The organism is Corynebacterium sp. ES2730-CONJ (assembly GCF_024834055.1).
Classification (GTDB): domain Bacteria; phylum Actinomycetota; class Actinomycetes; order Mycobacteriales; family Mycobacteriaceae; genus Corynebacterium.
Window position 1 is genome coordinate 242,542 of record NZ_JANUXZ010000002.1, and the last position, 20,537, is coordinate 263,078.

21 protein-coding genes are annotated in these 20,537 nt (G+C 54.1%); 8 read left to right on the forward strand and 13 right to left on the reverse strand.

Going from position 1 to position 20,537, the window contains the following annotated elements:
* Nucleotides 1-287: 287 nt before the first annotated feature.
* A complete protein-coding gene (locus NXS13_RS03350) occupies nt 288-2,540 on the reverse strand; it encodes a YncE family protein (RefSeq protein WP_259289364.1) in 2,253 nt (750 codons plus the stop codon).
* Nucleotides 2,541-3,387: 847 nt separating this feature from the next.
* Here NXS13_RS03350 and NXS13_RS03355 point away from each other — a divergent pair.
* The 7 genes from NXS13_RS03355 to NXS13_RS03385 all read left to right on the forward strand — a co-directional run bounded on the left by NXS13_RS03355 (nt 3,388) and on the right by NXS13_RS03385 (nt 13,006).
* Nucleotides 3,388-4,107 (forward strand): SDR family oxidoreductase, encoded by a 720-nt coding sequence (locus tag NXS13_RS03355; RefSeq protein WP_259077383.1) that lies wholly within the window; start codon nt 3,388-3,390, stop codon nt 4,105-4,107.
* A gap of 32 nt (nt 4,108-4,139) precedes the next feature.
* Nucleotides 4,140-4,781, forward strand: a complete 642-nt coding sequence (locus tag NXS13_RS03360; RefSeq protein ID WP_259077393.1) for an isochorismatase family protein — start codon at nt 4,140-4,142, stop codon at nt 4,779-4,781.
* A 1-nt stretch (nt 4,782) separates the two neighbouring features.
* Nucleotides 4,783-5,895 carry an isochorismate synthase MenF gene (locus NXS13_RS03365; RefSeq protein ID WP_259077396.1) on the forward strand — a complete coding sequence of 371 codons (1,113 nt, stop codon included), beginning with the start codon at nt 4,783-4,785 and terminating at the stop codon, nt 5,893-5,895.
* On the forward strand, nt 5,892-7,601 hold the full coding sequence (locus tag NXS13_RS03370) for a (2,3-dihydroxybenzoyl)adenylate synthase (RefSeq protein WP_259077397.1): 1,710 nt from the start codon (nt 5,892-5,894) through the stop codon (nt 7,599-7,601). Before NXS13_RS03365 ends, NXS13_RS03370 begins: the two co-directional genes overlap by 4 nt.
* Nucleotides 7,602-7,612: 11 nt before the next feature.
* The gene (locus tag NXS13_RS03375; RefSeq protein WP_259077398.1) at nt 7,613-7,834 is read left to right on the forward strand and encodes a phosphopantetheine-binding protein; all 222 of its coding nucleotides are present in this window, start codon (nt 7,613-7,615) and stop codon (nt 7,832-7,834) included.
* Between the two features lie 63 nt (nt 7,835-7,897).
* Nucleotides 7,898-9,136, forward strand: coding sequence for an alpha/beta hydrolase-fold protein (locus tag NXS13_RS03380; protein WP_259157985.1), 1,239 nt, complete (start codon nt 7,898-7,900; stop codon nt 9,134-9,136).
* 9 nt (nt 9,137-9,145) lie between these two features.
* Nucleotides 9,146-13,006: an AMP-binding protein gene (locus NXS13_RS03385; RefSeq protein ID WP_259289365.1), complete on the forward strand. Its 3,861-nt coding sequence runs from the start codon at nt 9,146-9,148 to the stop codon at nt 13,004-13,006.
* A 52-nt stretch (nt 13,007-13,058) separates the two neighbouring features.
* Here the strand turns inward: NXS13_RS03385 and rpsQ are convergent, their stop codons facing one another.
* Genes rpsQ through rpsJ form a run of 11 tightly spaced genes read right to left on the reverse strand, consistent with a single transcriptional unit; the run spans nt 13,059 to nt 18,212 of the window.
* The gene (gene rpsQ / locus NXS13_RS03390; RefSeq protein ID WP_259077418.1) at nt 13,059-13,337 is read right to left on the reverse strand and encodes a 30S ribosomal protein S17; all 279 of its coding nucleotides are present in this window, start codon (nt 13,335-13,337) and stop codon (nt 13,059-13,061) included.
* Nucleotides 13,338-13,339: 2 nt separating this feature from the next.
* A complete protein-coding gene (gene rpmC / locus NXS13_RS03395) occupies nt 13,340-13,570 on the reverse strand; it encodes a 50S ribosomal protein L29 (protein WP_259077419.1) in 231 nt (76 codons plus the stop codon).
* Nucleotides 13,570-13,986: a 50S ribosomal protein L16 gene (gene rplP, locus NXS13_RS03400; protein WP_259077427.1), complete on the reverse strand. Its 417-nt coding sequence runs from the start codon at nt 13,984-13,986 to the stop codon at nt 13,570-13,572. Before rplP ends, rpmC begins: the two co-directional genes overlap by 1 nt.
* A 5-nt stretch (nt 13,987-13,991) precedes the next feature.
* Nucleotides 13,992-14,738 carry a 30S ribosomal protein S3 gene (gene rpsC / locus NXS13_RS03405; RefSeq protein WP_259077429.1) on the reverse strand — a complete coding sequence of 249 codons (747 nt, stop codon included), beginning with the start codon at nt 14,736-14,738 and terminating at the stop codon, nt 13,992-13,994.
* Between the two features lie 2 nt (nt 14,739-14,740).
* On the reverse strand, nt 14,741-15,097 hold the full coding sequence (gene rplV, locus NXS13_RS03410) for a 50S ribosomal protein L22 (RefSeq protein ID WP_259077431.1): 357 nt from the start codon (nt 15,095-15,097) through the stop codon (nt 14,741-14,743).
* Nucleotides 15,098-15,100: 3 nt separating this feature from the next.
* Nucleotides 15,101-15,382: a 30S ribosomal protein S19 gene (gene rpsS, locus NXS13_RS03415; RefSeq protein ID WP_207118735.1), complete on the reverse strand. Its 282-nt coding sequence runs from the start codon at nt 15,380-15,382 to the stop codon at nt 15,101-15,103.
* Nucleotides 15,383-15,398: 16 nt separating this feature from the next.
* Nucleotides 15,399-16,241 (reverse strand): 50S ribosomal protein L2, encoded by an 843-nt coding sequence (rplB, locus tag NXS13_RS03420; RefSeq protein ID WP_259077437.1) that lies wholly within the window; start codon nt 16,239-16,241, stop codon nt 15,399-15,401.
* A 23-nt stretch (nt 16,242-16,264) separates the two neighbouring features.
* Entirely contained in the window at nt 16,265-16,567 is a 303-nt protein-coding gene (rplW, locus tag NXS13_RS03425) for a 50S ribosomal protein L23 (RefSeq protein ID WP_259077439.1), read from the reverse strand.
* Entirely contained in the window at nt 16,567-17,220 is a 654-nt protein-coding gene (rplD, locus tag NXS13_RS03430) for a 50S ribosomal protein L4 (RefSeq protein ID WP_259077441.1), read from the reverse strand. Before rplD ends, rplW begins: the two co-directional genes overlap by 1 nt.
* A complete protein-coding gene (gene rplC, locus NXS13_RS03435; RefSeq protein ID WP_259077442.1) occupies nt 17,217-17,873 on the reverse strand; it encodes a 50S ribosomal protein L3 in 657 nt (218 codons plus the stop codon). The genes rplD and rplC overlap by 4 nt, the downstream gene beginning before the upstream one ends.
* A gap of 33 nt (nt 17,874-17,906) precedes the next feature.
* Nucleotides 17,907-18,212, reverse strand: coding sequence for a 30S ribosomal protein S10 (rpsJ, locus tag NXS13_RS03440; protein ID WP_259077445.1), 306 nt, complete (start codon nt 18,210-18,212; stop codon nt 17,907-17,909).
* 679 nt (nt 18,213-18,891) lie between these two features.
* On the opposite strand from rpsJ, the gene NXS13_RS03445 reads away from it, so the two are divergent.
* Nucleotides 18,892-19,044: a hypothetical protein gene (locus tag NXS13_RS03445; protein ID WP_259289366.1), complete on the forward strand. Its 153-nt coding sequence runs from the start codon at nt 18,892-18,894 to the stop codon at nt 19,042-19,044.
* On the opposite strand, the gene NXS13_RS03450 is transcribed toward NXS13_RS03445, so the two are convergent.
* Nucleotides 19,041-20,006, reverse strand: coding sequence for a DUF5996 family protein (locus NXS13_RS03450; protein WP_259289367.1), 966 nt, complete (start codon nt 20,004-20,006; stop codon nt 19,041-19,043). The two genes, NXS13_RS03445 and NXS13_RS03450, sit on opposite strands and share 4 nt — an antisense overlap.
* Nucleotides 20,007-20,537: the final 531 nt, after the last annotated feature.

Genomic DNA, 20,537 nt, shown 5'->3' on the forward strand with positions numbered 1-20,537 from the left:
CAAATCCTAAGGTAAGCCACAGCGCAAATCAACGCTTTTTCCCACTTCAAGCCAGCTTTTATAGGTAGATTCGGATACAGGTATCACATGGGAGGTAAATCTATCCTTAGCTAAACCTCTAATTAATGAGGTCACCCTTAGTGGAATGTGGCATGAGAGCTCGAACAGCTCCCAAATGTTAGATACGTCATATAATTTGGACTTGTTTATATGTCCATGCCGGTACGGGGGCGGGATCTACCCCCGTACCCAGTCAGCGAACTAGATGATGACAAGAGCTAGCAGCCTCAGAATGGCAACCGAATACCGAACTGCATCGCTAGATTGCGCAGGCCGCCTATGATCAATCCAAAGATACCCAGGATACTTGTGATGGAGATCAGAACTGTGGCCCACATTGGCAGCGGATCAGAACTCGACATGTCATCGCCTCGTTGCTCCTTTAGCTTGAAGGCGAAGAGTCTATCTTTGGCCTCTGGATCAGCTTGGCTTGCCTTATTGACCGCATAGACAGTGCCGTCAGCGCCGACCGAGATATGGTTCGTATTCATACCGGCGTCCAGACGGGCCACAACCGTATCGGTCTCCGTATCAATCGCTACTACCGTACCTGCCTTGCGGTGAGCCACGTAGATGCGACCATCGCTCGGATTGTAGCGGGCATTCAACGCTGATGCTCCAGTAGGAATCTCGGTAATGAAGTCCATGGTATCGGCGTCGAATACCACGGTATTACCGGTTCCCTGCGCGGTGATATAAAGCTTATTGTGTACCGGATCCAACGCGACACCCGATGCGGATTCCACTAGATCTGAATCCATGCTCTTTGTCGTCACCTGCTTATTCGCCGAGGCGATATCGATCTTGGCAATATTCGGGTTGACCCTCGAAGTGGTATACAGCAAGCCCTTGTCAGCATTAAGAGCAAGTGACATTGTGATGGCAAAATCTGGGCCGAGATCAATGGCTACGGGAGCATCAGCCTCGAGATCATAGATATGCACAGCGCCGGTGGCACGAGAAACCATGGAAACATAAGCCAAACCTGTTTTCTCATCGATAACAACATCGCGTGGATGCGCGGTACTCCCCTCGCTCCACGTCTTCACCAGACTGAGATCGCTTTGGCGATAGACACTGACGGTATCTTGCAGTGTATTGCTCACCCAGACGAGACCACGCTCATTATCTAACCCAACACCAAAGGCTCCACGCACGCTCTCACCTGTGGAATCACGATCTTGAATATCAAGAGTTTGCTCTATCGTGAAGGTCTTAGCATCAATCTTGTAGATCGAAGAATCCTCTCTGCGATTTGCCCGCGTGACAAATAGCTTGCCAGTCTTATCGTTGATGGCACTCTGGTATAAGCCCTTCCCTAGTTCCATCGACTGAGAATCATAGAGTTCCGTGGCTATGAGATCACGAGGGGCATTGACCCGCTCACCGGTGTCAACCGTGTAGTCGCGACCAGCTATGGAGTAGGTGGCCCGCACCTTCTCACGGAATGGTGCGTCGGCAGGAACCATCACTCCAGTTTGCTCCGCTATTCCACCCACGGCGCTTACCGGGGCGCTCAACCAGTTCTGCCCCTCCACGCCAACACCCGTAAGTTCAGTACCATCGGGGAGATTGACTACTCGCACAGTAGCTTGGGAGCCTTGAGCGGCATTCTCACTAATCATGGCATAACCAGTGGTCAGCAGACGGAGCTCCTTTGTGGTCGTACCATCGCTCACAGTAAGCATATGCGCTCCTGCAAGAGCACTGCCCACGGGTAGAGTCACGGTAGTTTTTAATACACCAGCAGGATCAACCACGAGATCATCGGGCAGAGTCAGCGCTTGGGTACCGATACTCATCGTGGGTGTGGCGCCTGCCATCATCCCCTCGACGACGAGGGAAACGCGGATCTCGCCGGCCTTGGCACGTCGAGAGTCCGTGGCATACCCGGTTACACTTTTAATCTCAGGAGATTGGATGGTGAGGGTGCCACACAAACCGTCGTCAGCTGCGGTGTTATCCACAAAGAAGGGGACAGAATAAGACAGTCGTTCGCCCCCTTGCCCTCCACCTAAGACGGTCAGGAAGTTTTGGCCATTAGGAAGATCCTGCGGAAGGACAACGTGGATATCCAATTCGCCATTAGCAAATAGATCGGACGGAACTATTAAGTTCGGGGATTCCGTTTCTGTTCCCGAAATTTCGAGGTTTGATCCCTGAGCCTGATCGGCGCGAACCCAATTATTAGCACCTTTATTAATTTTGATAACCAAAGGGTTTTCAGCGCTGCGAGGGGCGACCCCGCTGGCGGTTAGATGGATGGTATCTCCCGAACGGAAATTTTTGACATCAGCATTGTCAATGGTGAGGGTCATATCCTCGGGAGCCATATTGCCGGGCGCCTGCACAGAAGCGCAAACCTCGGTGGCAAATGCGGGAGTCGTAGCAACGACGCCGAGCCCAGAGGCCACCACGGTTATACTCATGAGTCCAGCGAGAGCGCGCTGGTGAGCTTTGGGGGCGAGAAGATTCTTCATATAATCACTTTCCGTTTTTTATTTGATCCATACCTGCAAGTGCAGACCGCTAATCTGTTATCTATTAAGGGGCCACATAGCTCGACTTGGGGGGAATAGATTTTCAGCATCACCGTGAGCAGGCCATGGAAACCAGAGGGTGTATCTGAGCATTTGGGGAGATCTGATATCAAGCTCGATATCACCTCCATATACGTAGAAAATCTGTAGAAAATCTTGGGGAGCCAGATGCAGAAGTCAACCTTTTGACTGATTTCTCAACCGTACTCTCGCTTGATGAGCTTAAGCCGGCCCCACTGGGCTCTCAACGGGGCAAATCCGCACTTGAGGCGATAATGGCACCTCGCGCTGAATGACGTAAAAGGTGACCAGTCTTTTTGTAAACGCCTAATTGATATGGTTAGCCAAAGCTTTTCAGAAGCCGGATAACCTCACGCGCCCCGATTGATTCTCAAAAAGTTGAATACCTCACAAAAACTCGGGGGTAAAAAAGCAGCACACCCACTAAATGGGCAGTCCATACCCATGACTATCCCTGGCCACCGGCTTGCAATCGAGTAATCATCGGATGATTCAGCCAGAAGGTGGAAAATAATTAGCCTCGATCGCATCGTCGTGCTTTAATGGGTACATCATTTTGGTTAGGCTTAGTTAACAAAAAGTTGTACTACGTTCTAGCTTAAGGCTTCGGCTGGAATGTAGACCTGATCACAAATCGGCTGCACCGGCGACGGCAAAAAGATGAATAGACGCCTGACACTGTCATTTTCTTTGCACACCGTACTTTTGAATTCCCTTAATCCCCTTAATCAGCATTCCTTTAATCAGCGAAAAGAACTCCACAGCTATGCATTCCCCATCACAACATCTCTGTGTCACCGGAGCAGCCGGAGGAATAGGACGTGCCGTCATCGCGCATGCCACTGCTCGCTACCGGGCGATCACCGCCATCGACCAAGACACCGTGGATATCCGCGATGAAGCACGGGTACGTCAGGTCGTTGCCCGCGCCGAAAATCAACACGGCCCAATCGATGCACTCATCCACGTTGCTGGCGTCATGCAGCCCGATCGCTGCTTAGAAGAAGACCATAGCTTCTTTGGCAACCAGAATTTTGAGGTCAATATAGGAGGCACCATCGCTGTAGTCTCACCCATAGCCCAGGCCATGTGCGCCCGGCGGCGCGGAAGCATTGTTGTGGTTTCCTCTAATGCCGCAACGACTCCACGCATCGGGATGGCCAGCTACGGGGCGTCAAAGGCAGCCGTGACAGCCTGGACTCGCACCTTAGGGCTCGAATGCGCTCGCTACGATGTCCGCTGCAATATCGTCTCCCCAGGGTCTACACTCACGCCCATGCTCACCGGTATGTGGCCAGATGGCGTTGATGCAAGCGAGCGCGTCATTGCCGGCACCGCTAGTGAGTATCGCCTCGGAATTCCGCTGCAGAAACTCGCCCAACCTGATGATATTGCCCATGCGTGCCTCTTCCTCGTCTCCCCTGAATCAGCTCATATCACGATGCACGATCTGCGTATCGACGGGGGCGCAACTCTCGACAGCTAGGCTCTACCGGTATCTTGCGATTGGACACTTTAATGGCTATCCCCCAGATTTCTCCTTACGGTCTGCCCCAACCGCCAGCTGTGCGCGCCGCAGATTGGCAACTCAATGTGTATCGAGCGGCCTTGCTGATTCACGATATGCAAAATTATTTTATCCGCGCCTATCACCCTGATCAGGAGCCCATCCGCACCGTCATAGCCAATATCGCAGCCCTCGCCGATCGAGCTCGTTCCCTTGACATCCCCGTCTTTTATTCGGCGCAACCCCCTCGGCAACACCCCCACCAGCGGGGTCTTCTTAACGAGGTGTGGGGAGTTGGAATGCAGACCGCTCATGATGCGGAGATCATCGCCCCCTTGGCGCCAGAAGCAGGAGATCATGTGATTGAAAAATGGCGCTACTCGGCTTTCGAACGGACCTGCCTAGCTGGAGCACTCTCGTACAGTGGGCGCGATCAACTCATCATTACTGGAGTCTACGGGCATATGGGATGCCAAGTCAGTGCCGGCGATGCCTTTATGAAAGATATTCAGCCGTTCCTTATCAGTGACGCCATAGCTGACTTCACCCGCGACGAGCATGAACAAGCACTATTATGGGTGGCCAAGCGGTGCGGCGTTGTTCTTCCTACCCGCCACGTGTTCAAACAATTAGATCCTGCGGGAGGAGAATAATATGCGCAGCTTTATTTTTATTTCACCAGAAGAAAACCTCAGCGCCCACGGGATTGCTCAGAAATTCTCCACCGTGCACGATGGAATTGACTACCTCAATAATGGCGGAGAAATTGTTCTAGGAGCTCTTTCCTTCCACCCTGATCGCACACCCTATCTTTTTGCTCCGGACAGTTTTCAGTTCTCTTCTACCACCCCTACCCTTACTGAGCAGGAATCACTCACCGTCGTATCCGTGACAGATTCTCCTAGCCCTAGCCAGCACTATGAATCAATCAACCGCGCTATTGGTGATATTAAAGCAGGGAAGGTTGACAAGATTGTGCTCTCCCGCGCGCAGCGTTACCGCCTCCTTCACGAACCGCACCCCGAGGCCATCCTGGCGCGATATATGCACAGTGCCGGCACCGGCTACGGCTATCTCAGCGCAGTAGGCAACGGCGAGTACTTCGTAGGACCCAGCCCAGAAATTCTCCTCCTCAAGCGCGGTAAAAGTTTCATCTCCTTGCCCTTGGCTGGCACTGCCCCGCGCAGTGAGGACTCTACAATCGATAACCAGCGTGCGGAGTTATTAAAAAACTCGCATAAGGATCATATTGAGCACGCCTATGTTACCGAAGGGCTCCGAGAGATTCTCGCTCCGCTAAGCCGCACGTTGGATATTCCACGCCACCCTTCACTCATTCGCACCACGCATACGTGGCATTTGGGGACCCGTATTCAGGGAGAACTAAAAGAAAATATGACTGCCCTTGAATTGGCCTCTCTATTACACCCCACGGCAGCAGTCAACGGTTACCCAAAAAACCGAGCTCTTGAGATACTCAAAGAGCGTGAACCGGATCGCGGCTTTTATGCTGGCACGGTGGGGTGGTCGGACCGCCATGGCAACGGTGAGTGGCGGGTGGCTATCCGGAGCGCGCTCATTGGTGGACGTGATGTCACCGCGTACGCTGGGGGCGGAATTGTAGCCGATTCGGTAGCTGCGGAGGAACTGGCAGAAACCTCCACGAAGTTGGGGCCGATCCGCGCGGTTCTCAATCTTGGTCCAGAAGTGGTGCATCCCGTGCCCCAAGGACCGCCTCATCAGAGCTCCGAGAAGGACTCGATATGATGACCTATACCCCCTACCCACCAGAGCGCGCCGCGTATTACCTCAGTAGGGGATATTGGACATCCGATACCTTCGCTGATTTCTTTGCGCACCAAGCGCAAAAATATCCACACCACACTGCACTCGTAGCCCAGGACAGTGGAGGAGACATACACCGCTCCAGCTATCTGGACCTCAACACACATATCGAAGCTACCGCCGCCTTTTTCGCCGAAAGTGGAATAAACAACGGCGATTTCGTGGTCGTGCAGCTTCCTAATATCTACGAATTTGCCGTCACTATTGGCGCCCTCTTCCACCTCGGGGCACTGCCAGTATTCGCCCTACCGGCACACCGTGGCCACGAATTACGGCATTTTATTAGTCAGAGCAAAGCTACAGCACTGGTGTGCGCCGCCGAATTTCAAGGATTTAATCACGCGGCACTCGCGGATTCTTTGCGCGAAGAATTTCCTACGCTCACCGTTATCATCGCTAGCCCACATGAGGACCACAGCGACAACCTCTACCTTCACTCCGGCGTGTGGCTCAGTGGTGCTACCTACCCGCGCCACGCTGTCGATGCCTTAGATCTTGCCTTTTTGCAGGTTTCCGGAGGAACCACCGGAACCCCTAAGCTCATCCCTAGGACCCACGCCGACTATCTCTATTCGGTGCGTGAATCCGCTCTCATATGCAGCCTCGACGAGCACACCCGCTTCCTTGTCATTTTGCCGGTGTCCCATAATTTTACGATGAGCTCCCCCGGGGTCTTAGGGGTTTGGCTCAAGGGTGGCACTGTCGTCTTTTGCACCGATCCCTCTCCCTCCACGGCCTTTAAGATTATCGCTCATGAGGCTATTACCATGACCTCATTGGTACCTCCCTTGGCACTCGCATGGCTTGCTGTTCATGCCAACACCAAACCCGATCTCTCTTCGCTGGAGATTCTCCAAGTAGGTGGGGCTAAATTCTCCAGCGCTGCAGCCAGCCGCATCGGCCCAGAGCTCGGGTGTCAGTTGCAACAGGTCTTCGGGATGGCCGAAGGTTTGGTGAACTATACCAGATATGATGATCCACCTGAGCTGGTCACCACAACTCAAGGCCGTCCCATCTCCGCTGATGATGAGATCAGGATCATTGATGATTCTGGCCAACCGGTAGCCCCAGGTGAACCCGGTATTTTGCTAACCCGCGGCCCGTATACCATCAATAGTTATTTCAACGGCGCGGACCCAGATTCCTTTAGCCCAGACGGCTTCTATATCACTGGCGATATTGTCCGCCAACTCCCCACAGGCCACCTGATCGTTGAGGGTCGTTCCAAAGATCAGATTAACCGCGGAGGCGAGAAAATCTCCGCCGAGGACATCGAAAACCACCTCATCACCCACCCCCTGATCCGCGACGCCGCCCTCGTGGGCGTAGCAGATGACATGCACGGGGAGAAAACCTGTGCCTTTATCGTGCGCGAAGTACTCACCACTGACACCGAGCTCAGCACTAGTGGTCCTAGTAGGCCTAGTAGGCCTAGTGGTCTCAGTGCTGCAGAACTACGGCAGTATCTACGCAACCGTGGTGTAGCAAGCTATAAAATTCCCGATTTCTTCGAATTCGCCCAGGAATTTCCACACACCGGGGTGGGCAAAACCAGCCGCAAAGAATTACGCGCTTTAGTACTCAAATATATCCAAAGCACTTCGGAGTCCACACCATCATCAGAGTAAGGAGCACACCAATGAAACTGACCGAGACACAATTAAAAGATGAACTCGCCACAGTTTTAGGCATTTCCCCTGAGATCATCACTGCCGACGCTTTAATGGTTGATCTCGGTCTTGATTCCATGGGGCTCATTATGTTGGTAGAGAAATGGCGAGCCGATGGCTACGAGGTGGAATTCAACGACCTGATTGCTGCCCCCACCTTTGGTCAGTGGCTCGACATTCTCAGCACCTAAAACCACAGGACATATAACCATCGTGCTGCCACTACTAGGCAGCCAAAAAGCTGGGAGTTATCAGTGTTTTATCGCGATGCAGAGATCATCGATGCCTGTGCGACAATGAACAACCCTGCGCACTTTTTATCCCAGCTTCTCACCCAGGGAACCCCACTACATCACCCCACCGGGATCGAGATGACTTTCCTTGTGGATCTCTGCGAGCTTGACCCCGCCTACGGGGTCTCTCCACCAGATGACGTTCATGTATGGATTAATCGCCTGACCGATAAGACACGCCACGCTCACGGGTTGATGCGCCAGGTCCCAGGAACATCCGTGTGGGTCCGCACCTTGACAATTCCCCCAACTGTGCGCGCTTCCTATTGCTTCCGCATCAATGCTGGCCACTATCGCCCTCCAGGGCACAATAATTATCCTCACTTCTTCGACCCCCACGCCCGATTCGGTCATCTCATTTCTGAAGGGAGAAAAGGGCTCTCGCTCATCCGCGGGCGGTCGGCTCCCCCACACCCTATATGGGATGCACTCACGCACCCACACCCGGCGCGCTTCGATTGCTCACCCGAGGGTATCTACTCCTATTTTCCGGCAATCCCTTGTGCTGATTTGCCCCTGCTGATTCTGCTCGACGCCGATATATGGTTTCAGCGTCTCCACCTTGAGGTGGCGCTCGATCAGGCCATCGCGCACGGCATGATTCCTCCGGTTGCTGTTATCGGCCTTGGTTTTTCCTCGCCCGATAAGCGTCGCCAGATGCTCACTGTAAATCCCGAGACTTCGCATTATATTGCTTCCCAATTACCTCTTATGGCCCAGCAATTGGCTAAGACCCGCGGCCATCGCCTCAGCAGCGCCAAGCCTCTCATTGCAGGTCAGAGCCTTGGGGCTTTTCAGGCGCTGTATATAGCTCTTAATTGTGCTGATCTTTTCGGGGCGGTTATTGCGCAGTCACCGTCGCTGTGGTGGCACCCAGGGCCGGAAGCCAGCCCGCGCGATCTAAATAACCAGGTGCTTCCATGGCTGGTCACCGAACTCTATGAGCTGAGCATTCCACAGCGCCTACCCCACTTCTATATCTCCACAGGACTGCGGGAGGATCAACTCCTACCGCATGTTATGTCATTAATAACAGCCCTCGATGACCTAGATTGGCCCCATTCATTTTCTCTTATCGACGGCGGCCATGACCTCGCGTGGTGGCGGGAGACGCTTTTCGACGATCTAAGCGCCGCCCTCAGCGAGTACCCACGCGCCCACCTCGATCCTCGCGCTTTTTCGACTACCTATCCCCGATAAGGACTCATCATGCATTCCCCCACTACCTACATCGCTCTGAGTCCCACGCAGCAATCTATGTGGTTCGCCCATATGCTTGACCCCACCAGCGCGCAGTACCAAACCGCGGAGCTCATTATTTTCGACGGCGAGGTAGATATCGATCTCCTCCGCACGGCCATCACGCAGTGTATTCAATCGGTGGAGGTTATCAATGCTCATTACGATAGTCCGCACCGCGCCGTGCTCCAGCCGAATCCGTGCCAGGTGACCGTGGTAGAGGCGCCCGTTGATTACCCTAGAAAGTTCGCCCGCACCATCATGCTTACCCGGCTTAATGGCGATCTCGTGGGAGAAACACTCTCTGCTCACTGGCTGTTTAGGGATCAAGATCATAGGGTGTACTGGCTGGCTCGCTTTCACCATATCTGCTGTGATGGTTTCTTTGTCAATGCTCTTATCCGCTGGATAGCGGATACCTACACCGCCTTCGTCAATCACGCGCACTTACCGTCGTCACCCTTTATTCCTCCTGACTATGTGGCAGCAGAATTCACCCTTGAACCGCCCACTCCGAGTGCGGCGACACGCGATTATTGGAGTGCGACTCCGCTGGTCACCCCACCCCCTTTGCTGGAACCGGCGGGAGATGAACTCATGGTCAGCGCTAGGGCCACTGTAGCTGCTTCGGCGCGCCGATCATTTATGGCTTTAGCGCGCGAGTATCACGCCCAGGAGCTGGAGTTATTATTGGCGAGCTTGGCTCATTATTGCGGTGTGCTCTCAGGCGTCACCGAGCGCATTAGTATCGGGGTCCCCATGATGAACCGCCCCCTAGGACAGGCGCTGGTAAGCCAGGGCCCCTTAGTCAATGTTCTAGGCCTCGACGTTGATCTTCATATCCCGCAGCCTGGAATCGATATCAACGAGGTATCTAAGGCGCTGAGTCTCCTCCGCGCCCATAGTGATATCAGCGCGGCCCAATTGCGAGCGCTTAAAGGGATCTCGGATCCCTATGAGCGTTTTATTGGGCCGCATCTAAATTTCCGGCCCTTTAGCCCGAGGTTTCAATTTGCAACGATCCAAGCACTCCTGGAGACCATTGCCGTGGGGCCGATTAATGATTGCGAATTCATCATTCAGTCCACACCATTAGCGGAATTAGAAATAATCGTCTTGGGTCGCGGCTCCAATAACGCGCACCTTGTTCGCGACCACGCCCAGCGCTTCGCTGAGTTTATCAGCACACTAGATATCTCGGGTGGCCCCCTCTTTGCGGGAAAATCTGTAGCTACGGCGCATGAACGTATTTCCATTGCTCATTACCAAGGGAAGCAACGAGCCATCGAGTACCAGACCCTCGGAGAGATGATCACCGCTGCCCGCAAGCGATATGGTCAGCTGGATAAACTTCTTGGTACCTTTGACCTCGGTGGGGAAGATCTGCGTTGGCTTAGTGCTCCCGAGGTATGGGCGAGAGTTGATAGGCGATGCGCGGCTCTGCGCAGCTACGGTCTCCAGCCCGGGCATATCGTCGTCCTGCATATAGAACGCGGAATGGAATTCCTTCTTACTGTCGCGGCTCTTGCTCTCATGGGAGTGACGTGGTGCCCAGTAGACCCCACCCTGCCGCTAGCGCGACGCACCTATATGATCGACGCCAGCGGAGCGGACGTGGTAATGTCTGCCACTTCGCTCGATCACCCGATCCCTACTATAAGGGTCACCGATTCCACCTGCTCAGCTCCTACGTCCCCTATCCGATCCCCCCATGCGCATCCACAGTGCGCCTATATCCTTTTTACTTCCGGATCCACTGGCGCCCCGAAGGCGGTAGCAAATTCTCAGGCAGGTATTGTCAATCGACTCAGCTGGATGTGCGAGTATTACCAGATAACACCTGAGGATATTGTGCTGCATAAAACACCCAGTTCTTTCGATGTGTCAGTATGGGAGTATCTCTTAGCTTTTACTCACGGGATCCCAACTGCGATTGCGACGCCACTAGCTCATAAGAATCCAGCCGTCATTGCCTCCCATCTCACTCTGGCGCACGCCACGATTTGTCATTTTGTGCCTGCCGCCCTCACATCCTTTTTAAGTTTCACTCAACACCCCTCGAAAAGAGACCAGTGGGACGCAGCTCGCTTTAATCTGCGCGCCCTTATCTGCTCAGGTGAGGCATTGGAGGCAAGCCTGGCATCTCGCGCTCAGGATTTCTTTGATGCTGATATTCATAACCTTTATGGACCCGCCGAGGCGGCGATTGATGTCACCGCCCATACCTTTACACCGACCGATCATCTGGTCCCCATTGGGGCACCGGTGTGGAATACCGATATCCATATTGTTGACCCCTATTTCGCGCCCCTGCCACCAGGCTTTAGCGGCACTGTACTGATTGGTGGCATACAGGTGGGATTGGGATATATAGGGCGCGAAGATCTCACCGCGCAGCACTTTATTACCCTCCCCCACCTGGGCCCCACCACGCTCTATAACACCGGTGACACGGCTTATTGGTTGAATGGGGAGCTGATCTATACGGGGCGAGCAGATAGCCAGGTGAAAATTCGCGGCCAGCGTGTGGAGCTCGCGGAGATCGAGAATACCCTATCGAAGCTCCCCGAGGTGCTCGCCGTGGCGGTCGTTATTGACCACAGCCATGGGGACCCCAAAATTGTGGCTTATTATATTCCCGCTGATCGAGAAGTTCCCGAATTACTCGATCGCCATGCACGCTCCTTCCTCGCGGAATATATGGTGCCCTCGTTCTATATAGCGCTTGACGCTTTCCCCATGACTCCCAATGGCAAACTAGATACCCAGGCCCTACCAGCCCCCGTCCCAGAGCACACAGGTGGCGCAATAATTTCACTCGATCCCACGGAACAGGCAGTCCACAAGGCTTTTGAAGAGGTTCTGGGGCAGCGTGTCAACGATGCTGATCAGAGTTTCTTTTCCCTAGGCGGTCATTCGCTTAGTGCGGTGGACTTGGCGCTGAAATTTCCGCAACTTAGTGTGGCAGATATATTTGCCCACCCCACGATTTCCGGCCTGGCTAAATGTCTGAACTATTCAACAGATGCTGGAGGTTTCGATCCGGTTATTACTCTGCGTCCGCATCACGGTGGGGCAGCTATTTTCTGCTTCGCTCCAGCAGGTGGACTCACCTGGTCCTATTCCCCCTTGGCGCACCTCCTGGAAGAGTACGATCGGCACTCAGGTAGCGGCATTTTTGGTATGCAATCTCTGGGTATTCTCGATACTGCGCACCGAGCAACCAGCATTCAGGCACAAGCGCGAGCTTCACTAGATAAAATTCGAGAGCTGTGGCAGATCCATCATTTTAGCTCTGTCGTGCTTGTCGGCTGGTCGGTGGGTGGCGTTGTGGCTCATGAAGTGGCCTGCCAACTTCAGCACAGCTGGGACGGTGTCGCTATCAGCGGACTCTATCTCCTTGATGCCTACCCTCCTCAGGTATGGCAATCTGTGCCGATCCCCTCTGAGGAGGAGTTATGGGCAGGAGTTCTCGCCATGGCAGGGCTCAAGCGCGCCGATGATACTCCCCTGAGCGCAGCTGAGATCATCGCGGCCATGAGGGATTCCCATGGAGTTTTTTCCCAGTTGCGTGACCACGAAATTGATGGCATTAGGACAATGGTGGCGCACAATGCATCGTTGATGCGTGAGCACACTGCAGGCTTTTACTCTGGGCAAGCGGTGCACTATACCGCGGGGCTAGATCGAGCAACCCGGTTACCGGAGATTACGGTGAGCGCTTGGGATCATCTGATTGAGCACCTGGAGTGCGTTGAGTATCCCGTCAATCATCCAGGGATGGTGGGAGTAGAGGTTCTAAATGACCTGGCTCAGCGGATTTCGCATTAAAAAAAGACCCTGTGAAGATATTTTTTTCACAGGGTCTTTCAACCACACAGATTTAGCGTGCCTTCTCGACGATTTCTACGAGACGGAAGTGCTTATCTTTTGAAAGTGGACGGGTCTCTTCGATGCGAACCAGATCGCCAATGCCGGCAATCTCATTCTCGTCGTGAGCCTTTACTTTCGAGTTGGTACGGATGGTCTTGCCGTAAAGAGCGTGCTGGTGACGGTCTTCGAGCTCAACCACGATAGTCTTCTGCATCTTGTCAGAGACGACATAACCGGTGCGTACTTTGCGTGCGCCCTTTTCCTTCTTGTTCACTTTTGCCTCACTCATAATTAAGCCTCAGCTCCTGGAACTACAGACAGGCCAAGTTCGCGCTCGCGAATGACAGTGTAGATACGAGCAATATCGGTCTTCACTGCACGCAGGCGGCGGTTATTGGTCAACTGACCGGTTGCGGCCTGGAAGCGCAGGTTGAACAGCTCTTCCTTAGCCTCAGAGAGGCGGGTTGCTAGCTCCTCGGCGTTCAGCTCGCGAAGCTCGTGTGCGGGGGTACCGTTAGCCATTAGAACTGGTCCTCCTTCTTAACAATACGAACCTTGCAAGGAAGCTTCTGGCCTGCACGACGCAGCGCCTCAAGAGCGGTTTCCTCATTTGGGTAGCTCATCTCGAAGAGAATGCGACCCGGCTTGACGTTTGCAATCCACTTTTCCACAGGGCCCTTACCGGAACCCATACGAACACCGAGTGGCTTCTGGGTCAGTGGACGGTCTGGGAAGATATTGATCCAAACCTTGCCACCACGTTTGACGTGGCGGTTAATTGCAATACGTGCAGACTCGATCTGACGGTTGGTGATATAGGCGGGCTCGAGAGCCTGGATTGCGTAATCACCGAAAACAATGCGGTTACCGCCCTTAGAAACGCCACTACGGTGTGGACGGTGCTGGCGGCGGTATTTCACGCGCTTTGGAATAAGCATAGGTCTTAGCCCTCCTGCTTCTGCTCAGCGCGCTGACGACGCTGGCCACCGCGACGCGGACGTGCGTTGCGGTCACCGCGGCCACGGCGCTCTGCTGGTGCGTTGATTTCACTCTCGCGACGGCCGCCGACAACGTCACCCTTGTAGATCCACACCTTGACGCCAATGCGTCCGAAGGTGGTGTGAGCCTCGTAGGTGCCGTAATCGATTTCGGCGCGGAGGGTATGTAGTGGAACGCGACCTTCGTGGTAGCGCTCGGTCCTAGACATTTCGGCACCGCCGAGACGACCAGAACATACAACCTTGATGCCCTTGACGTGAGGCTGACGCATAGCGCCTTGGATTGCCTTACGCATAGCACGGCGGAATGCCACACGGTTGGTGAGCTGTTCGGCTACCGACTGTGCAACCAGCTGTGCATTGGCGTCAACGTTCTTGACCTCGAGGATATTGAGGGCAACCTGCTTACGGGTGAGCTTCTCGAGCTCGCCGCGCAGACGGTCAGCCTCGGAACCACGGCGACCGATCACAATACCCGGGCGGGCGGTGTGGATGTCGATGCGGACGCGGTCGCGGGTGCGCTCGATAACAATATCGGCGATACCAGCGCGGTCGAGGGTTTTGGTGAGGAACTCGCGGATCTTGATATCTTCTGCGAGGTACTCTGCGTAATTCTTATCGGCGTACCAGTGGGACTTCCAGTCGGAAGTGATACCCAATCGGAGACCGTGTGGATGGATCTTCTGTCCCACGTTTATGCACCTGCCTTTTGGCTCTCGACAACCACGGTGATGTGGCTGGTGCGCTTGCGGATCGCGAAAGCACGACCCTGGGCGCGAGGCTGGAAACGACGCATGGTGGGGCCCTCGTCAGCATAGGCTTCAGAGATGACCAAGGTGCGTGGATCCAAGCCGAAGTTATTCTCAGCGTTGGCCGCTGCGGAATGAATCACTTTAGCTAGTGGCTCAGAAGCGTGCTGGGGAGCGTACTTCAAGATAGCCAGAGCTTCTTCGACTGACTTGCCGCGTACGAGATCGATAACACGACGAGCCTTCATAGGGGTTACGCGGACGAAGCGGGCGGTCGCGCGTGCGGAATTGATTTCGCTCATCGCTTATCGACGTCCCTTCTTCTTATCGTCTTTAATATGACCCTTGAAGGTCTTGGTTGGTGCGAATTCACCCAGTTTGTGGCCGACCATAGAGTCGTCTACGAATACTGGAACATGCTTACGACCGTCGTGAACGGCGAAGGTGTGTCCAATGAAATCTGGGAGAATGGTGGAACGGCGGGACCAGGTCTTGATGACCTGCTTCGTACCCTTTTCGTTTTGAGCGTCTACCTTCGCGAGGAGGTGCTCATCGACGAACGGGCCTTTCTTTAGGCTACGTGGCATCTTTCCTTACCTCCTCTTAGCGCTTCTTGCTCTTATTAGACCGGCGACGCTGCACGATCATATTGTTGCTGTACCGGTTCGGGTTGCGGGTACGGCCTTCCTTCTTGCCCCATGGGGACACTGGGTGACGACCACCAGAAGTCTTACCTTCACCACCACCGTGTGGGTGGTCGACCGGGTTCATAACGACACCACGGACGGTTGGGCGAACGCCCTTCCAACGCATACGGCCAGCCTTGCCCCAGCGCACGTTGATTTGATCAGCATTGCCAACCTCACCAACGGTAGCGCGGCAACGGATGTCGACGCGGCGGATTTCGGAAGACGGCATACGCAGTACAGCGTATTTACCAGCCTTACCGAGCAACTGGATGGATGCACCAGCAGAACGGGCGAGCTTGGCGCCGGCGCCAGGCTTGAGTTCTACGCAGTGGATAACGGTACCAGCTGGGATATTACGCAGTGGGAGGTTGTTACCAACCTTGATATCAGCATTGGCGCCAGCTTCGAGCATCTGCCCCTGCTTGAGGCCCTTAGGAGCCACGATATAGCGCTTCTCGCCGTCTACGTAGTGCAGCAGGGCGATATTAGCGGTACGGTTCGGGTCGTACTCGATATGAGCGACCTTAGCGGGGATACCATCTTTGTCATTGCGACGGAAGTCGATGAGACGGTACTGGCGCTTATGTCCACCACCCTTGTGGCGAACAGTGATGTGGCCGTGTACATTACGGCCACCCTTCTTGGGAAGTGGGCGAACCAGGGACTTTTCCGGGGTCGAGCGAGTGATCTCCTCGAACATGGAAACGGAGCTCTGGCGGCGACCCGGGGTTGTCGGCTTGTATTTACGAATAGCCATAGTTTTTCCTTACCTCGACTCTCTTAAGCGCTCTGGCCGAAGATGTCGATTGTGTCGCTGCCCTCACGGAGCGTCACGTAGGCGCGCTTGGTGGCTTTGCGGGAACCAAAACCGGAGCGAGTGCGCTTGCGCTTGCCCTCTCGATTAATGGTATTCACGGAAGCTACCTGAACGCCGAAGATCTGCTCGACGGCAATCTTGATTTCGGTCTTATTAGCGGTCTTAGCGACGTAGAAAACATAAGTGTTTTCTTCCATCAGACCATAAGACTTCTCGGATACAACCGGTGCGAGGATAATATCGCGGGGATTTGCGATCTTAGCCATTAGTTCTCCTCCTTAACCGCACCCTGGGTGCGGGTGATGAAGGTATTGAGAGCCTCGACGGAGAATACTAGATCATCAGACTTGAGCACATCATAGGTGTTCAGCTGATCAGCGAATAGCACCTGGACATGCTCTAAGTTGCGAGCACTCTTTTGGGCAGTAATATCCTCACGGCCGACGACGAACAATACGTTGCGACGATCGGTGAGACGCTCGAAGAACGTCTTTGCGGACTTGGTCGAAGGGGTTTGACCAGGAACGAGCTCTTCCACCACGTGGATGCGTGCGTTACGTGCACGATCCGACAGGGCGCCGAAGAGAGCGGCCTTGATCATTTTCTTCGGGGTGCGCTGCGCATAATCGCGTGGCTTAGGGCCGTGCGAAATGCCACCACCGGCGAAGTGAGGTGCGCGGATCGAGCCCTGACGAGCACGACCGGTTCCCTTTTGACGGAAAGGCTTACGCCCACCGCCACGGACTTCACCGCGAGTTTTGGTGGAGTGGGTACCCTGGCGCTTAGCAGCGAGCTGAGCGTTGACTACCTGGTGCAGCAGCGCGATTGAGACTTCACGATCGAAGATCTCTGCTGGCAACTCAACGGTGCCATTGGTGGCACCTTGAGCGGTGTGGACGTCCAATGTTAAATGGCTCATGCGTGTGCACCGCCCTTCACTGCGGTCTTAACGGTCACGATGCCTCCACGGTTGCCCGGGATTGCACCCTTGATCAGGATGAGGTTAGCATCGGCGTCAATCTTCTGAACCTTGAGGTTCTGGGTTGTGACGCGGTCGGAACCCATGCGGCCAGCCATGCGCTTGCCCTTGAAGATGCGGCCTGGGGTAGCGCAAGCACCAATACCACCGACACGGCGGTGAGCTGCTTGGTTACCGTGGGATGCACCCTGTCCGGCAAAGCCGTGGCGTTTCATGCCGCCGGCGAAGCCTTTGCCCTTGGAGGTACCGGTGACGTCGACGAAGGTGGTGCCTTCGAAGATATCAGCGGTGACTTCCTGGCCGACTTCGTAACCAGATACATCATCCATGCGAATTTCGGCTACGTGACGGCGCGGGGTAACTCCGGCCTTGTTGAAGTGGCCGGTGCCTGGCTTGTTTACTTTGCGTGGGTCGATATCGCCAAAGGCGATCTGGATGGCGCTATAGCCATCGATTTCGGGGGTACGAATCTGGGTTACAACGCATGGCCCAGCTTCAACGACGGTCACCGGTACTACGCGGTTCTCTTCGTCGAAGATCTGGGTCATACCGAGCTTGCGGCCCAGAATGCCCTTGATCTCAGTTTCACTCATTATTTATTCTCCGGATGCCAAGAAAGTCGTCGATTACACAATATTCACATCGACGCTGGCCGGAAGATCGATGCGCATGAGCGCGTCGACCGTCTTCGGCGTCGGGTCGAGGATGTCGATGAGGCGCTTGTGAGTGCGCATCTCGAAGTGCTCGCGAGAGTCCTTGTACTTATGGGGAGAACGGATAACGGCATATACGTTCTTTTCGGTTGGCAATGGCACTGGGCCTACCACTCGTGCACCCGTACGGGTGACGGTCTCGACAATTTTGCGTGCAGACGCGTCAATTGCTTCGTGGTCGTAGGCTTTTAGCCGAATGCGGATCTTTTGTCCCGCCACGCTTTCCTCTTCCTCGCTTGTCCCACTTCCACAATGGATTGGTGGGAATCGCTTCATCTTATTCTCTATAACGTTGTCCAGGAGTTCTTGGGATACCTGGGCGCAACGCCAGTTTCTTACTTGATTGTCTATTCCAGACTTGCTAGGAAAATGTCGAACATGTCGATGTGGCTACAAAGCTCACAAACTTTGGCCTTTTCACTAGCCCTCGGGGTACAAGACCCAAGAAGTCAAGCCGGAAGGGATCGGGCGCTAGGTTTTCACCTAGGTGATCACTTACGTACTGCCGCTGTTTATTTGCCATGCATCCACGTCACTTATCCTGGCCTTCAAATAGAACTCGCGTGAGCTCATTCTCCTTGAAGAAACCTCCTAGATGCTTCAGTAATAACAAGGCCGCTAACCCTCGTAAGGAGGATCCGTACCTCTTAAATACTAAAGTCACCTTAAGTGAAGGTGTCATGTTTGCTTTGCCAGCCTCACTGAAACCGCTTGAGGGCGATACCAGTGCACCTGTCAAAGCAACCTGATCATTAAAACATGTATGAAGGAAAGTTGCAAGCTAGATTGCCAATTTGTTTCAGCACTTGGCACACCACCTTTATCACTTCATATCCCCCTTGAATGCCGATCGGCTCCCTAACGTAGCTGCGGCGGCGGAGATTCTATATAACACCGGATGACAGGTCGCGCAATCTACCGCGCAATCTACCGCGCAACCTACGAGGTGGAAAATTGTACGAATGGCACAGAAGCCCCCCTCGTGGGTCTATATGCTCGCCACGAGGGGGGATTCGGCTACTCTCGTTTTGCTCCTAGGGTGGACCTTTAAGAGTGTAGATCACGCGGGGTGCGGCCATTCTTATAGGCTTCAAGCCTAGAGTCGTCGCATTCTAGTTGGGTACGCGGCCATTTCAAGAGAGTGGCTCCGGCCTCGTAGGTGCTCTGTAAGAAGGCAAGGACTGCAGCGCGAGGATCGGCCGACTGGCGAACTACCCCATAGGGAAGCAGGAATTGCTGGAATTCCTCACTATAATAAGCGCCTTCGGGGGCGATAGCTGCGCGCTCGAATCCTTCGGGCACGGGGTAGGCGTAGGCATAGAATGCTCCCTCATCTCCCCCACCCGGCCAGAAGCCGCAGCTGGATAGTTCGTGCGAATAACCTTCAACCATGACCCAGTCGCCACAGTTGGGCGCGCCGCCCGGGTGGCGGGGGGCGAGTTCTCCACTAAAGCGCGTGCATGCAAGATCAAAGGAACCAAAGAAGAAGTGAACGGGACTGACCTTGCCAATATAGTCGGCACGGAATTCACCGATGAGATTATTCGCCTGCACAAGTTGGTGGAAAAATGCCTCGATTGCGCTCTTATCGTAGGCAGCGTCGGTCTCATTTGTGCGGAAGTCAGGTGCGGGGTCTACTTCGGTTGGGATAGGTCGAATATCGAATGGGACCTCGATCGCCTCCATTGCCTCTGCCACGAGACGGTAGAACGCGGCCACGCTCATGGATTGCAAGGCAAAATGTGCCCGCTTTCCATTTGAGCGACGGAAGTGGATCTCATGGGCGAGAAAGTCGAACTCAATATCAAAGGATCCGTCTTCAAAGGGGATCGCGGATGTACTTAGACCCGCTGGGGTGACATAGAGCGCCACTTGCCACCAGTGATTGACGAGGGGTGCGTAGGCCATGCGGATCTTACCGATGATTTGTGTCCACATATGAACAGTCGTGCGGGTTTCCTCCCAATCGGCAACTTTGAGCGCAGGCCAGCCGGAGTGGAGAGAGTGGTTCATGATTTAAGCTACTTTCGCGTACGTGATGGATAGGAAAGTTGATAAGTCAACTACTTATAGTTTAAGCCACCCCACACCTCGGCGCCAGCCGCTGCACCGGGGCTTTTAGCACTATGCTCTCGATCACATACACACATCGCCAAAGGATGATGAGAAGTCACTAAGGAGTACCTCCTATGAGATCCAATGAATAAAATTGGATCATCATCACCCGCAGCTCCGCCCTAGACCTCACTACCTAGCCCCGGAAGGATGCTCATCAACCCGATACCACAAAACAACTGGGAGAAGACTTGATTTATCCAGTTCAAGACTAAGAAAACCGGTATTTTTGGCCCCTAAACCTAGCTTCAATAGGGAGAAAATCCAGCAGCAATAATCCTCACATCACCGCTGTGGGGGTAGTGGACGGATCGAATATTATCGAAATTTTTTTAGCTTCTGCGAGCTGTAATTATTAAAAGTCCGCGTAGAGCCGTAAATTATAAGCACAACAATTGCAATAATTCCGCAGGCTCCGTATTCACAATG